16 protein-coding genes are annotated in these 13049 nt (G+C 56.7%); 5 read left to right on the forward strand and 11 right to left on the reverse strand.

Annotation, left to right across the window (positions count from 1 at the left end; all coding sequences use genetic code 11):
* The first annotated feature begins 35 nt into the window (after positions 1-35).
* Together dcd and ROI90_RS01835 are read left to right on the forward strand one after the other, a co-directional pair.
* Entirely contained in the window at positions 36-572 is a 537-nt protein-coding gene (gene dcd / locus ROI90_RS01830; protein WP_315996633.1) for a dCTP deaminase, read from the forward strand.
* A gap of 244 nt (positions 573-816) precedes the next feature.
* Complete coding sequence (locus tag ROI90_RS01835; RefSeq protein ID WP_315996634.1) at positions 817-1338, forward strand: hypothetical protein; 522 nt, start codon at positions 817-819, stop codon at positions 1336-1338.
* A gap of 154 nt (positions 1339-1492) precedes the next feature.
* On the opposite strand, the gene gldC is transcribed toward ROI90_RS01835, so the two are convergent.
* From gldC to ROI90_RS01880, 9 genes are all read right to left on the reverse strand, one after another.
* On the reverse strand, positions 1493-1831 hold the full coding sequence (gldC, locus tag ROI90_RS01840) for a gliding motility protein GldC (protein ID WP_315996635.1): 339 nt from the start codon (positions 1829-1831) through the stop codon (positions 1493-1495).
* Between the two features lie 99 nt (positions 1832-1930).
* Entirely contained in the window at positions 1931-3055 is a 1125-nt protein-coding gene (gene dnaN / locus ROI90_RS01845; protein ID WP_315996636.1) for a DNA polymerase III subunit beta, read from the reverse strand.
* A 214-nt stretch (positions 3056-3269) separates the two neighbouring features.
* The gene (locus tag ROI90_RS01850; protein WP_315996637.1) at positions 3270-3803 is read right to left on the reverse strand and encodes a toxin-antitoxin system YwqK family antitoxin; all 534 of its coding nucleotides are present in this window, start codon (positions 3801-3803) and stop codon (positions 3270-3272) included.
* Between the two features lie 38 nt (positions 3804-3841).
* On the reverse strand, positions 3842-5581 hold the full coding sequence (gene gldG / locus ROI90_RS01855) for a gliding motility-associated ABC transporter substrate-binding protein GldG (RefSeq protein WP_315996638.1): 1740 nt from the start codon (positions 5579-5581) through the stop codon (positions 3842-3844).
* A gap of 111 nt (positions 5582-5692) precedes the next feature.
* Positions 5693-6418 (reverse strand): gliding motility-associated ABC transporter permease subunit GldF, encoded by a 726-nt coding sequence (gene gldF, locus ROI90_RS01860; protein ID WP_315996639.1) that lies wholly within the window; start codon positions 6416-6418, stop codon positions 5693-5695.
* 38 nt (positions 6419-6456) lie between these two features.
* Positions 6457-6771, reverse strand: coding sequence for a hypothetical protein (locus tag ROI90_RS01865; protein ID WP_315996640.1), 315 nt, complete (start codon positions 6769-6771; stop codon positions 6457-6459).
* Positions 6772-6777: 6 nt separating this feature from the next.
* Positions 6778-7686, reverse strand: a complete 909-nt coding sequence (gldA, locus tag ROI90_RS01870) for a gliding motility-associated ABC transporter ATP-binding subunit GldA (protein ID WP_315996641.1) — start codon at positions 7684-7686, stop codon at positions 6778-6780.
* 46 nt (positions 7687-7732) lie between these two features.
* On the reverse strand, positions 7733-8104 hold the full coding sequence (locus ROI90_RS01875) for a four helix bundle protein (RefSeq protein WP_315996642.1): 372 nt from the start codon (positions 8102-8104) through the stop codon (positions 7733-7735).
* Between the two features lie 52 nt (positions 8105-8156).
* Complete coding sequence (locus tag ROI90_RS01880; protein ID WP_315996643.1) at positions 8157-8849, reverse strand: SDR family oxidoreductase; 693 nt, start codon at positions 8847-8849, stop codon at positions 8157-8159.
* A 14-nt stretch (positions 8850-8863) separates the two neighbouring features.
* Between ROI90_RS01880 and ROI90_RS01885 the strand changes: the two genes are divergently transcribed.
* Positions 8864-9646 carry a GIN domain-containing protein gene (locus tag ROI90_RS01885; protein WP_315996644.1) on the forward strand — a complete coding sequence of 261 codons (783 nt, stop codon included), beginning with the start codon at positions 8864-8866 and terminating at the stop codon, positions 9644-9646.
* 5 nt (positions 9647-9651) lie between these two features.
* On the opposite strand, the gene ROI90_RS01890 is transcribed toward ROI90_RS01885, so the two are convergent.
* Positions 9652-10362, reverse strand: a complete 711-nt coding sequence (locus ROI90_RS01890) for an SDR family oxidoreductase (RefSeq protein WP_315996645.1) — start codon at positions 10360-10362, stop codon at positions 9652-9654.
* Positions 10363-10476: 114 nt separating this feature from the next.
* Here ROI90_RS01890 and ROI90_RS01895 point away from each other — a divergent pair, with 114 nt between their 5' ends.
* Both ROI90_RS01895 and ROI90_RS01900 read left to right on the forward strand, forming a co-directional pair.
* Entirely contained in the window at positions 10477-11208 is a 732-nt protein-coding gene (locus ROI90_RS01895) for an MlaE family ABC transporter permease (protein ID WP_315996646.1), read from the forward strand.
* A gap of 104 nt (positions 11209-11312) precedes the next feature.
* Positions 11313-12122 carry an ABC transporter ATP-binding protein gene (locus tag ROI90_RS01900; RefSeq protein ID WP_315996647.1) on the forward strand — a complete coding sequence of 270 codons (810 nt, stop codon included), beginning with the start codon at positions 11313-11315 and terminating at the stop codon, positions 12120-12122.
* A 94-nt stretch (positions 12123-12216) separates the two neighbouring features.
* On the opposite strand, the gene ROI90_RS01905 is transcribed toward ROI90_RS01900, so the two are convergent.
* The gene (locus tag ROI90_RS01905) at positions 12217-12768 is read right to left on the reverse strand and encodes a YfiT family bacillithiol transferase (protein ID WP_315996648.1); all 552 of its coding nucleotides are present in this window, start codon (positions 12766-12768) and stop codon (positions 12217-12219) included.
* Positions 12769-13049 lie beyond the last annotated feature (281 nt).

The following is a 13049-nucleotide window of genomic DNA, read 5'->3' on the forward strand; positions in this document are numbered from 1 at the left end:
TCTCAATTTTTAATTCATAATTCTTAATTCACCCCATGATTCTCACCGATCAGCAGATTCTCGCCGAAATGGAGCGGGGCACCATCGTCATCGAACCTTACGACCGGAGCTGCCTCGGTACCAACTCCTACGATGTGCACCTGGGCCGCTACCTGGCCACCTACCGCGACGCGGTGCTGGACGCGCGCAAGCACAACGAAATCGACGTGTTTGAAATCCCGGAGGAAGGCTTCGTGCTGCAGCCTGGCACCTTGTACCTAGGCGTAACTGAGGAGTATACCGAGAGCCACGCGCACGTGCCGTTTCTGGAAGGCAAGAGCAGCGTGGGCCGCCTGGGCATCGATATTCACGCCACCGCTGGCAAGGGGGACATCGGCTTCTGCAACACCTGGACGCTGGAAATCAGCGTGTCCGTGCCCGTGCGGGTGTATCACCTCATGCCCGTGGGTCAGCTTATCTACTTCATGGTACAGGGCGACGTGGAAAACTTCTACAACCGCAAGCCCAACGCCAAGTACAATGAGCGCACCACCAAACCGGTAGAATCCATGATGTGGAAGAATAAATTCTAGCCCCGGCGCTATCTGCCATTTTGGGTAAAGTAAGCAACCTGGGTGAGGCGCTGTTGGCTCACTCAGGTTCTTTTTTCGCCCGGAATGGCTGTATGTATTAAGCCAGTAGCCCTGGTGCAATCCTGCTTACTTACCACTCAGGGTAAACTACTTGGCACAGTTTTTCGTTAGAAACTAACTACCAGCGGTTTTCTGATGCGTTGAAAAGCTGCCGGTCCTTTCCTGAACCGAACTGCCTGATATCATGACCAAGAAACTTGCCGCTGCGGCTGCTTTGCTCGTTGCTTCGCTCGGGGCCCACGCCCAGCAGAAGCCCGCCCTGGCCCCGCAGGATAAAACCCAGCCCTCGCCCCGCCTCAACCCAATGCAGGAGCACGCCAGCCGCCTTTCCGATCAGATGGCCCGCGACCTGCGCCTGAACGGCTACCAGAAAACGCGTCTGCAAGCCATCAACGAGGACAAGCAGGCCAAAATTATGGCTATCAACCAGAAAAACGCTGGTAATACCAAGCTTATCAAAGAGCAGTGTGATGCCGTGTGTAAAGAGCGTGATAAGGAGTTGCAGGCCGTGCTCAGCACCGACCAGTATAGCAGCTACTACGACTCGCGCCGCACCTACAACACCTACAGCATGGATTACGGCTCCAAAGCGGCCAATGCCATTTTCGTAAACTCGGTGCAAAACCCCTTGCCGGCCAGCAGCAATGGGGCCACCATCGGGCCGGCCCGTACCACGGCCGCCCCGGCTACCCGCACCCGGCAGTAACCTCCAATTCTGTTCACAAGAAAGCCCCGTCAGAAATTTCTGGCGGGGCTTTTCTTTGTCATTCCGACCGAAGGGATAAATCTGAGGTAAGTCGTTGAATCGATAAACTCAGATTCCTCCCTTTGGTTGGAATGATACAAACTTGAAATGCCTATTAACGCTGCTTGCTCTCCTCTTCCTCGATGTGGTCCATGAGCTGGCGGCACAGGTCGCGCATTTTGGTGGCCATTACCGAGTCGTTGGTGGCGGTGATGATGCTTTCGGCCATAGCGCCCATGGTGTCCACGTAGAAACGCTTCATCTCGTCCACGGGCATTTCCTTGGTCCAGAGGTCGATTTTCATCGTGCCCCGCTCATCCCGGTCCCAGAGGGCAATGTTGATGGCCTTGGCAAAGTGAATATCGGGGCCGGCATCAGTAGCTGTCCAGCTGATGGCCTCGGGCACTTTCTGGTCGTCGAGGGCAATGCTGAAGCGGATTTCAGACTTCTTCATAAATGTGAAAAATGTGGGGAATGTGCTGAATGTAAAAAATGTGCTGAACATGGTTTCGAGCCACATTCAGCACATTTTTCACATTCAGCACACTCAAGTTTATACGTAGTTATTGAGCATCACCGGCATCACCAGCATCAGGATGCTTTCGTTGTCGTCGGCGAGGGTGGGCATGAGCAGGCCGGCGCGGTTGGGGGTGCTCAGCTCCAGGGTGATTTCCTCGGAGTCGATGTTGCTGAGCATTTCCTGCAGGAACTTGGCGTTGAAGCCGATTTCCATGTCCTCACCGTCGTACTGGCAGGCCAGCTTCTCGTTGGCTTCGTTCGAGAAGTCGAGGTCTTCGGCCGAAACCGTCAGCTCCGAACCAGCTAGGCGCAGGCGCACTTGGTGGGTGGTTTTGTTGGAGTAGATGCTGATGCGCTTCACCGAGTTCAGGATTTCCTGGCGGCTGATGATGAGCTTGTTGGGGTTGCTCACCGGAATTACATTTTCGTAATCGGGGTAGCGCTCATCAATCAGGCGGCACACAAGGCGCATCTGGTTGAAGGAGAAGAAGGCGTTGGAATTGTTGAACTCCATGCGCACGGTGGTAGCCTCGGAGGGCAGTGCGCCCTTCAGCAGGTTAAACGCCTTGCGCGGGATGATGATGTTCGAGGTCTGACCCGCGCCCACATCGGAGCGGCGGTAGCGCAGCAGACGGTGGCCGTCGGTGGCTACAAAAGTTACCTGGTTATCAGCCAGCTGCACCAGAATGCCCGTCATGGCGGGACGCAGCTCGTCGGTGCTTACCGCGAAGATGGTTTTGTTGATGGCCCGGGCCAGGGAAGTAGAAGGAATTTCTACCGGAGCCGAGCCTTTTACCACCGGCACGCGGGGGAAATCGGTGGCGTTTTCGCCGGCCAGCTTGTAGCGGCCGTTGCTGCTGGCAATTTCGATGGTGTAGGTTTCCTCGTCCAGAGTGAAGGTCACGGGCTGGTCGGGCAGGTTTTTCAGGGTATCGAGCAGGATGCGGGCGGGCGCGGCAATGCGGCCACTTTCGCGGGCCTCCACTGGCAGCTCCGTCATCATGCTGGTCTCCAGGTCGGAGGCGGTAATCGTCAGCTTGCCGTCCTCAATTTCGAAGAGGAAGTTCTCCAGAATGGGCACCACGGGGTTGTTCGTAACCACGCCGTTGATGCTCTGGAGCTGCTTGAGCAGGGCGGAAGACGAGACGATAAATTTCATACGGAAGAGTCGTTTCGGGCTTGGTTGGGTAGAGGGCAAAGATACGCAACGGCCGTGGGGTTTTCTAGCGGGCGACCGGGAGGCTTTGCGGCTATTTGTTTTGCACAGCTGATGTTGGAGTAGGACAACCGCTACATGATTGAATTACTAGCATCTACTGATTCATATACATTACTATATGTTTTGTATTGTCGTACTCTTTTCAGTATAGCAATTAAAAATCCGGTGACCTATTAAGAATTCTACCTTTTTTATCATAAAACCAATGACTCTCCGGTATTCCGTTTTCAAACCAATAAACAGATTTTACAGCTCCCTTATCCCAAAAATTTACAATAAGCCGCAATTTGCTGTTTTCATAGTAATCAATAGAAGATACATATTTATGTGTATTATATATTACCCATATTCCATCCCTTACACCATTGACTTCAGAATTAAATATCCGACTGTTATTGGTCATATTGGTGTGTATATAAACTCTCTTTGTACCAATGCTCCCAGGTATCAGAACAAAGTTGTTTCCCTTAACTAACACTTCACACTCTATCAGACTTTTTTTGAGCACAATGCCTTTTTTGTGATTAAGTATATTTTCAAAACCTTTATAATGAATATGTTTATCATTTATTAATGTATCTACTATTCTCATCTTAGTCATTAGGCGTTTCTGTTGAGCCACTGCACTTCCATCAAACAAGCACAAACAGCTTACCGAAGTAATTATTGATAATACTAATGAATTCATATAGAGCAAATTTAATTACTGTTAAATAGCGTATCCTCCTAAAACCGCGCGTACCGCCGTTTCCGCCGCCAGGCCCGCACGGCGCCGAACAAGGCCAGCAGCAGCAGCGGCGCGCCCAGGTTCAGCAGCTGCCAGCGGCGGCGCTCCTCCACTACCCGCAGCTTATCGAGGGGGCGCAGGGTGATTTGCTTGCCGCGCACGGCAATCAGGCCCGATTCGTCGAGCATGTAGTCCACGGCGTTGAGCAGCAGCTCGCGGTTGGCAAACTCGGTGCTGGCGAGGCGGTCAAAGCCCAAGCGGAAGGGCCGGCCGGTTTTGGGGTCCACCTCGTTGCGCACGAAGTCGCCATCCGACACCACCAGAATTTTGGCGGGCTTGGCTCCGGCGGGCACGGCGGGCTGGAAGTTGGTGGTGCCGGGCTCAGCGCGGTTGGCGTAGAGGGAGCCGAACTGGCCTTCGAGCAGGTAGCCTACGGGCTTGAATTGCGAAGTGTAGAGCTTGGGGTTGGGCTCCAGACGGGCGTCGTTCAGATTCACGGGCACCGGCGAGGGCAGCACCCGGGTATAGCGGGAGGTGAATAGCAGCGGCGTTTTGCGGATGCCGGTGGCCTTCACCGTATCCATGCTGCTCACGAATTTGGTGTACACCGCATCGAGGTTACGGGTGATGGGGTGCGGGCTGAACTTGTTGATGAGCGGGTAGAACTGCCAGGGCATGGGCTCCACCTTTGGCTTGTTGCCGGTCATGCCCGTTACCAGTGGAATCACGCCGGAGTTGAGGTCGAGCAGCAGATCGGGGTTGATGCGCACGCCGTACTTGAACAGCAGGTCATCCAGGTTGTGCGACTGGGGGAAGGCCAGCATGCCGCCCCGGCTGGCGCTGTCGAGATTCACGCGCATGGCGTCCACGAAGAACAGCGCGTTGCCGCCCCGGGTGATAAACTGGTCGAGCTTGAACTTCTCGGGCTCGGTGTACGCCCCGGCCGGCTTGGCCACAATGATGGCGCTGAGCGTCTGCAGCGCCTCGAGCCTTGACTGGGCCAGGTTCACCCGGAACACATCGTAGTACTGGGTCAGGGAGCCGATCAGGTCGCCGGCTTCCACGTTGGTCAGCTCGCCGTGGCCCTCCACCACCCCAATGCGCTTGCGCTGGCCGGGGTTGAGTTTGCGGATGGCCGAGGCCAGCTCATATTCCAGCCCTTCGATGCTCTGGTTGAGGCGCACGTCGGAGGGGGCAGCCTGGTTGCCGCGCAGCAGCAGCACGTTCTGCTCCTTGCCGCCGGCCGATACCACGGCCCAGGGAAAGATGATTTTCTCCACGCGCTTGCCGTTCTCGTTGGCCCCCAGGTTGGTGGGGCTCAGGCCCTTCTTGAACAGCGTCTGGTAGTACTCATTGCGGGCCTTCTCGGTGCCGGCCGCTGAGGGGTCCACAAACACGTAGTGCAGGTTGGAGCCGCTGTGCACCTGCATTTCGTTCAGGGTTTCACGCACCGACTGCTGCAGGCGGCGGAAGGCCGGCGGGAAGTCGCCATCCAGGTACACCGTGACGGTGACGGGCTGCTTGAGGCCCGAAAGCAGCGTCTGGGTGGCGGTCGACATGGTGTAGCGCTTTTCCTCCGTGAGGTCGAGGCGGAAGAAGTACAGCCCCCCGAGGAAGTTGAGCAGCAGCAGCCCCAGCAGCACCGCCCCGAAGCGCGTCAGGTCGCGGCGTTTTCTGGCGGATGCCGAATTAGCTGGTAGCTGCTGGCTAGTAGCTGATGGCTGTTGTTCTGAACTCACTTGCAAATATCTTTTTAGGTCAGGTCGGCTCCCAAATTTGGCTACCAACCCCTCACTTTCTGTTAAGAAAAGCCAACAGCTAACCGCCATCAGCTAACAGCTAAAAAACTCTTACCAGTTACGGCTTTGCAGCACCAGGCGCGTGGCCAGCAGGCAGCCGGCAATCAGGCTCAGGAAATACAGCAGGTCGCGGGAGTCGATGAGGCCCTTGGCCAAGTCGCGGTAGTGGGCGGCAATGCCCAGCTGCCCGATGTAGTAGGCCAGGCCGCCATCAAACACCGAGGCCAGTGAATCGAAGCCCGAGTACACCAGAAAGCAGCCCACCACTGCCGCCAAAAAGGCCACAATCTGGTCCCGCGTGAGGGCCGAGGCCAGCACCCCGATGGCCGCAAACACGGCAGCCAGCAGCGCCAGCCCCAGGTAGGAGCCCACCGTCGCGGCCGAGTCGATGTTGCCCGAGGGGTTGCCCAGCTGGTACACCGAGTAATAGTAGAGCAGCGTGGGCACCAGTGCCAGTAACGCCAGCAGCAGGCAGGCCAGGTACTTGCCCCCGATGATCTGGCCGTCGGTGAGCGGGCGGGTGAGTAGTAGCTCCATGGTGCCGGCCTTTTTCTCCTCGGCAAACGTGCGCATGGTGAGAGCCGGAATCAGGAACAGAAAAATCCAGGGGGCAATGTTGAACAGCGTCTGCAAATCGGCAAACCCGTAGTCGAGCACCGAGCTGTCGGGGAACACCCACACGAACAGGCCGGTAGCCACCAGAAACACACCCATCACCACGTAGGCCACGGGCGAGTTCAGGAAGCTGTTAAATTCTTTGCGAAGTATTGCGAGCATGTTGGCAACCGTGGTAATTATCTTGAAAAGGCAAACGCCTAGTCGAGTGCTGGATTGAATATTTTTTGCCCCTTGATAGGAGCTAATTCAGCAAACTTGAATGGACTCAGCACACTAATCAAGTTCACAAGATTTTCAAATGACGTAACTCTGATTACCCCTTCTATGTCATAATAATCAAGGTCATTCATCTTGGTCTCATTAGCCTTAAATAAGTAGAGCTTATATTCATTATCCCATTTCTGTACTCCTATTGACAATAAATACCTCTCGTTCTCTTCGTTGAAATAATCAGATTTTCCAACCTGTTTTCCACCTTCTATCCACTCCTTTACTCTATCGAAACTTTCCATGAAAGATTACTTCGTCAGCTCCTGGAACACCTGTTCCAGCCGCTGCTCTTCCTGGCGCAGGCCCAGCAGCACCCAGCCCTGGGCGGCGGCCAGGCGCGAAATGGCTCCGCGTTGGTCGGCGCCGGCGCGGGCCCGAATGCGGTAGGTGTGGCCGGTTTCGGCCTCCACGGCCAGCACGCCCGGCAACGCCCGCAGCGGGGCCACGTCGATGGCCTGCTCGAACTCGGCGCGAATGATGGTTTCGCCGGCGGCGCGGGCTCCCAGCTCCGATACAGGCGAGTCGGCCACGAGGCGGCCCCGGTTGATGATGACGGCGCGGCTGCACAAAGCTTCCACCTCGGGCAGAATGTGGGTGCTGAAAATGACCGTTTTGTCCTGGCCCAATTCCCGGATCAGGCTGCGGATTTCGCCGATCTGGTTCGGGTCGAGGCCGGTGGTGGGCTCGTCGAGGATGAGCACGCCGGGGTCGTGAATGAGGGCCTGAGCCAGCCCCACGCGCTGGCGGTAGCCTTTCGAGAGGGCCCCGATTTGCTTGTTCTGCTCGCGTCCCAGCCCTACCCTATCCACCAGTTGGCGCACCCGCTGGCGCAGCGCGCTGCCGCCCAGCCCGTGCACTGAGCCGATAAATTCGAGGTACTCGTGCACGTACATGTCCAGATACAGCGGGTTGTGCTCGGGTAGGTAGCCCACCCGGCGGCGCACTTCCAGCGGAGCCGTCTGCACATCAAACCCATCTACCACCACCGTGCCCACCGAGGGCGGCAGGTAGCCGGTGGCAATTTTCATGGTGGTGGACTTACCGGCCCCGTTCGGCCCCAGAAACCCCAGGATTTCCCCCTTCCCAACCGAGAAGCTGACGTTATCCACGGCCGTTTGCGGACCGAAGGTTTTGGTGAGGTTGGTTATTTCTACCATAAGTTGAGTTGCCAGTTGTCAGTTGCCGGTTGCCAGTCAGCTTGTGCTAGTTGCCTCGGGCAGGAAGCTGTTGAAAGTAGGTGATAAAGCCACTGAGCATGCGGCGGCACTCGATTAGATGCTGGATGGTTTCGTCAAACTGCGGCGTGGTTAGGTACTGCTGATCAAGGGCCAGATATAACTGGGTTTCCAACTCATATAGAGAGCCTCTGGCAATGAAAAAGAATTGCAATGATTCCCGTGTATGGTTGCGGCCGCAGCCTTCAGCCAGATTTGACGGCACCGATATGGCACAACGCCGCATCTGATTCGACAACGCAAACAATTCCTCTTTGGGAAACCCTTTAATCAACTCGTACACTATGCTGGTTAATTGCCGGGGCTTTTGCCAAACGTTGAGCTGAGTGTACTCCTTCATGATTGTTTTAAGCTCATGCTACGAACATCACAGGCAACTCACAACTGGCAACTCACTTCACCAGCGTTGGGCGCATCTGAATTTCCGAGAGCATAACGGTTTGCGGGGCTTCCAACGCGTGCACGATGGCGGCGGCAATATCTTCGGGCTGCATTTTGTGTGGGTCAGGCTCCTGGCCGGGCTCGTTGCCATTGAAGTTGGTTTCCACCGAGCCGGGCATTACACAGGTGACGCGCACGCCCTGGGGGCGCACTTCCTTGAACAGCGCATCGGAGAAGCCGCGCACGGCGTACTTGGTGGCGCAGTAGCCGGCTAGGTTAGCCGTGCCCGCCGTACCGGCCAGAGACGCCACGTTGATAATATGGCCCAGCTGCTGCTTTTTCATGGCGGGCAGCACGGCGCGGGTGCAGTAAAACAGCCCGTGCACGTTGGTATCAAACATCTGGTGCCATTGCTCCGAGGAGAAACCATCAATGGGGCCGAAGTTGCCCAGACCGGCGTTGTTTACCAGTACATGAATTTCTGGACCGGCGGCTTTCACCGTAGCTTCGTAGGCTTTCTGCACCTCGGCTTCCTTGCGGATGTCGCACTTGATGAAGTGGAAGCGCGGGTGTTTGAAGTCGGGCGGAGCGGTGCGGCCCCAGCCGGCTACCTGCATACCTTTTGCCAGCAGCACCTCCACGGCAGCCCGGCCAATCCCTTTGCTGACGCCTGTGATAATGGCTACCTTGCCGTTGAGGTCCATAGGTCCGGGGTATTATGATGTGGTCAGATTTAAAGATGCAAGTTAGCGGGCCGGGCCGGGTTTTGCGCGCCCTGTTACTTACAGGCCTCACTACTCTGCTGCTCCCTGCCTGCACTAAGGAGAACGATGCTGGCTGCTTCACCAGTACCGGCGGCATCATTACGGAGCGCCGCAGCCTGCCGCCCTTCCGGGTACTCACCACCTACGACAACGTGCGGGTTACGTTGGTGCAGGATACGACAACCTACGCCGAAGTGCGGGCGGGCAAAAACCTGCAGGACGATATCCGACTGGAAATCAAAGGCGACGAGCTGATTATCCGCAACACCAGCCGCTGCAACTGGGTGCGCCGCTACAACACACCCCGGGAAGTACGGCTACACACCCCCCGCATTACCAGCACCTTCCTGCGCGGGCAGGCCGACGTCCGCACCGAAGGCTTGTTCAGCCAGGATACCATCTTCTTCCACCTCGTCGGCTCCGGCGACTACCGGCTCAACCTGCGCAGCCGGTACGTAGGCATGAGCCAATACGAGTTGGGCGACATTTACCTAACGGGCACTTCCCAGGAGCTGCACCACACGCTGGGCGGCAGCGGCAGCCTGCACGCGGCCGAATTTCCGGTTCAAAATCTGTATCTGCGCACCAACTTTGATAGCAACGGTAACCTGCACGCACGTGCTACGGGGCTGCTGGCGGGCACGCACGCGGGCACTGGCACCGTATTTTATGCCTCCCCCACCCCAACCCAGCTGGAGTTAAAAACCACCGGCAAGGGCAAGGTGCAGGCTGAATAGCGGACCTAAATATCCCCCAGCTGCGGCCGAATCAGCAGCTCCTCCACCACCGCCTGCGACGACAGGGAAAAGGCCCCAAAAATAGCATCGGCCACGTCCTCGGCCCGGATGAAACGCTCGGCGGGTAGGTCCACGCCTTCCCAGCTGGCGGTGAGGGTGGCGCCCGGCAGCACGGCCGTTACCCGGATACCGGCGTCTTTCAGCTCCTCGCGCAGGTTGCGGGTGAAGCCTAACAGGGCGTGCTTGGCAATGCCGTAGGAGCCGCCGTTGGGGTAGGCTGTGGTGCTGGCCGTGGAGCAGATGTTGAAGATGTAGCCGCTGCGCTGAGCCAGCAGCCCCGGCAGCAGAGCCTGCGTAACATCATAGGCGCTGAGCAGGTTTACATCCAGCATCCGGCGCAATTGCGAGCCGTCCAGGGGTTCGTCCTGCAACCTTCCGGGAATAAAAGAGCCCGTATTATTGATGAGCACTTCCACCGGGCCCAGGCTGTTCACCAACTCCGTAAAGCGCACCGTCTCGGAGCGCTGGCTCAGGTCGGCGGCGTGGGTGTGCAACACGGCCCCAGGAACCAGCTCGGCAGCAGCCGTTTGCAGGGCCTCTAGGTCGGCAGCGGAACGGGCGCAGGTAACTACCGGGTAGCCGGCCCGCAGAAACCGAAACACCAGGGCCCGCCCAATTCCTTTGGTACCTCCCGTAACAACGATATTTTTTTGCATTCCTTTGATTGCTGAAGCGGTTCTTACGTAAGCACAGCGGTTATGCAGGCTGGCCGGCTGACCGTTTCTGTGTAGAAGCCGCAAGTTTCGCTTTTCCTTTTGTTTTTCGTTTGTATGGTCAAATCATTCGGTGAATTCCTGCTCTTCATTCAGAGTATGCTCACGCGGAAAGAGCGCCTGGCGGTGCTCTGGCAACGCACCCTGGATGAGTGCATTATCATTGGCATCAACTCTATTTTTATTGTTGCCATTGTCTCGGCCTTTATTGGGGCGGTAACCTGCGTGCAGATTGCCTATAACCTCACCAACCCGCTTATCCCGAAAAGCACCATCGGGTACATGGTGCGCGAAATGACCATTCTGGAGCTGGCCCCTACCATCACCAGCATTGTGCTGGCCGGTAAAGTGGGCTCCAGCATTGCGGGCGGCCTGGGCACCATGCGCATCACCGAGCAGGTTTCGGCTCTGGAGGTAATGGGTATCAACTCGGCTTCTTACTTGGTGTTTCCGCGCATTCTGGCCTCCATGCTCATGTTTCCGCTGCTCGTGATTCTGGCCATGGCGCTGTCCATTATTGGGGGCTACCTGGCAGGCTCACTTACCGGGGCCCTATCGGCGCAGGAGTACATTGAAGGCATCCGCACCGATTTTATTCCCTATAACATCGTGTTTGCCCTCATCAAATCAGTGGTGTTTGCCTTTCTGGTGTCGGCCATTTCCTCCTTCAAGGGGTTTTATACCGAGGGTGGCGCCCTGGAAGTGGGCAATGCCAGCACCACGGCCGTAAACAACTCCATTATTGCCATTCTAGTGGCCGACTTTGCCCTGGCAGCTATTCTTCTGTAATGGAATAAGAACCCAAAGGATGGAGCCAGGGACGTAAGACAGCGCAACTTCTTTTACCTCCCGTTTCCTCCCTTCTGGCTTCTCTTTCCTAGCTCCTCCAAAAAATGATTGAAGTTCATAACGTTCAGAAGTCTTTCAACGGGAACCAAGTGCTGAAAGGCATCACCTGCACGTTTGAAACGGGCAAGTGCAACCTGCTGCTGGGCGGCTCCGGTACGGGTAAATCGGTGCTGCTGCAGTGCATTGTGGGCCTGATGAAGCCGGACTTGGGCAGCATCACCTTCGATGGCACCATGTTCACCAACAACAAGGTGCAGATCCGCCAGGAAATTCGCCGCAAGATTGGGATGCTGTTTCAGGGTTCAGCCCTGTTCGATTCGATGACGGTGTACGAAAACGTGGAGTTTCCGCTGAAAATGCTGACACCGGAAATGAGCCGGGAAGAACGCCGCGACCGGGTGGAGTTCTGCCTGAAGCGGGTGGGCCTGGAAAACGCCGGCACCAAAATGCCTTCCGAAATATCGGGCGGAATGAAGAAGCGAGTGGGTATTGCCCGGGCCATTGCGCCCAACTGCACCTACCTGTTCTGCGACGAACCCAACTCCGGCCTCGACCCGCTCACCAGCATTAAAATTGATGAGCTCATTCACGAAATAACCCACGAGTACGGCATCACCACCGTAGTTGTAACCCACGATATGAACTCCGTGGTTGAAATCGGGGACCATATCATCTTCCTCTACAAAGGCCAGAAACTCTGGGACGGCAACAAGGATGAGATTTTAAATGCCCAGGTTCCCGAGCTTAAGGAGTTCATCTTCAGTAGCAGCCTGGTACGCGCCGCCAAAAAAGTGGACGACGAAACCGATGGCGGCCTCGCCGCCGCCACCACCGACGAAGCCATTAATATTTAAAGCGCAAAGTAAAAGAGGTAAAGCCTCCGCCGTCATCTTGAGCGAAACTCATAATGACGGCGGAGGCTTTACCTCTTTTACTTTGCCTGCCAGCCTACCGCCGCCAGCCTTCCCGGTGCACTAGGTTAGCAATGTGGGCCAGGTGGTGGCGGCCATGCCAGGCGTATATTACCAGCGCCTGATCGAGGGTAGAGGTGCGCTTAGACTCCGGATGGTAAAACGTGCGTTGCCATTGGGCGTCGGTCAGGTTACGCAGCAGTTTCACCCAACGGATGTGCAGCGCCTCCAGTAGCGCCAACGATACGGCCGGGGGCGTGGCAGCCACGTCGGGCAGCTCAGCCCAGGCGGCTTCATCGTAGGGCTTAATGGTGGGGTTATCTTCCGTAAGAGCCAGCCGAAACCGCGTGTACGCGTTCAGGTGGGAGTCGGGCAAATGGTGGATAAGCTGGCGTACCGTCCAGCCGTCGGGGCGGTAAGGTGTATCAAGCTGCTCGGGCGTGAGGCCGGCTACGGCTGCCCGCACTTGGTCGGGGAGGGTGGCAATTTGGGCCATGTACGCAGTGCGGGCGCCGCGGTCCAGCGTTTCATCGGGCAGCACCGCGTGCCCGATGGGGTAGCGCAGGTCGGGCGTGGCAGAATTTTCCATAATGTAAGGAACAGCAACAAATGAGGGTGGCAAGGTACGGCGGCTTCAGCTTCTGGTGGTAGTAGGGCATTGCTGGTGCCCGTATTCAATGAAGCCCAAACATTGCTTGCTCAAAGACCCGCAGCCCTTCCTGGCATTTCCCAGAGTACTTGAGACTGCCAGGGCTAAAACAGCCCCAATCAACGGCTGAACATGAATGGGCCCGATAGTTACAAATAAAAACCCCAGCTGCTACTAGTAGCGGCCGGGGCTTTTGCTTGTTCAAGGCGGTTCAGTAACCA

Origin of the sequence: Hymenobacter endophyticus, assembly GCF_032464715.1 — a bacterium.
GTDB classification, from domain to species: Bacteria; Bacteroidota; Bacteroidia; order Cytophagales; family Hymenobacteraceae; genus Hymenobacter; species Hymenobacter endophyticus.

Excerpts from the sequence above, each read along its gene's own strand:
- gldA (WP_315996641.1), bottom strand. The coding sequence starts at position 7,686 with ATGGTAGAAATAACCAACCTCACCAAAACCTTCGGTCCGCAAACGGCC.
- dcd (WP_315996633.1), top strand. The coding sequence starts at position 36 with ATGATTCTCACCGATCAGCAGATTCTCGCCGAAATGGAGCGGGGCACC.
- ROI90_RS01905 (WP_315996648.1), bottom strand. The coding sequence starts at position 12,768 with ATGGAAAATTCTGCCACGCCCGACCTGCGCTACCCCATCGGGCACGCG.
- gldF (WP_315996639.1), bottom strand. The coding sequence starts at position 6,418 with ATGCTCGCAATACTTCGCAAAGAATTTAACAGCTTCCTGAACTCGCCC.
- ROI90_RS01880 (WP_315996643.1), bottom strand. The coding sequence starts at position 8,849 with ATGGACCTCAACGGCAAGGTAGCCATTATCACAGGCGTCAGCAAAGGG.
- gldC (WP_315996635.1), bottom strand. The coding sequence starts at position 1,831 with ATGAAGAAGTCTGAAATCCGCTTCAGCATTGCCCTCGACGACCAGAAA.
- ROI90_RS01895 (WP_315996646.1), top strand. The coding sequence starts at position 10,477 with ATGGTCAAATCATTCGGTGAATTCCTGCTCTTCATTCAGAGTATGCTC.
- ROI90_RS01875 (WP_315996642.1), bottom strand. The coding sequence starts at position 8,104 with ATGAAGGAGTACACTCAGCTCAACGTTTGGCAAAAGCCCCGGCAATTA.
- ROI90_RS01900 (WP_315996647.1), top strand. The coding sequence starts at position 11,313 with ATGATTGAAGTTCATAACGTTCAGAAGTCTTTCAACGGGAACCAAGTG.
- ROI90_RS01890 (WP_315996645.1), bottom strand. The coding sequence starts at position 10,362 with ATGCAAAAAAATATCGTTGTTACGGGAGGTACCAAAGGAATTGGGCGG.
- ROI90_RS01885 (WP_315996644.1), top strand. The coding sequence starts at position 8,864 with ATGATGTGGTCAGATTTAAAGATGCAAGTTAGCGGGCCGGGCCGGGTT.
- ROI90_RS01865 (WP_315996640.1), bottom strand. The coding sequence starts at position 6,771 with ATGGAAAGTTTCGATAGAGTAAAGGAGTGGATAGAAGGTGGAAAACAG.
- ROI90_RS01835 (WP_315996634.1), top strand. The coding sequence starts at position 817 with ATGACCAAGAAACTTGCCGCTGCGGCTGCTTTGCTCGTTGCTTCGCTC.
- ROI90_RS01850 (WP_315996637.1), bottom strand. The coding sequence starts at position 3,803 with ATGAATTCATTAGTATTATCAATAATTACTTCGGTAAGCTGTTTGTGC.
- dnaN (WP_315996636.1), bottom strand. The coding sequence starts at position 3,055 with ATGAAATTTATCGTCTCGTCTTCCGCCCTGCTCAAGCAGCTCCAGAGC.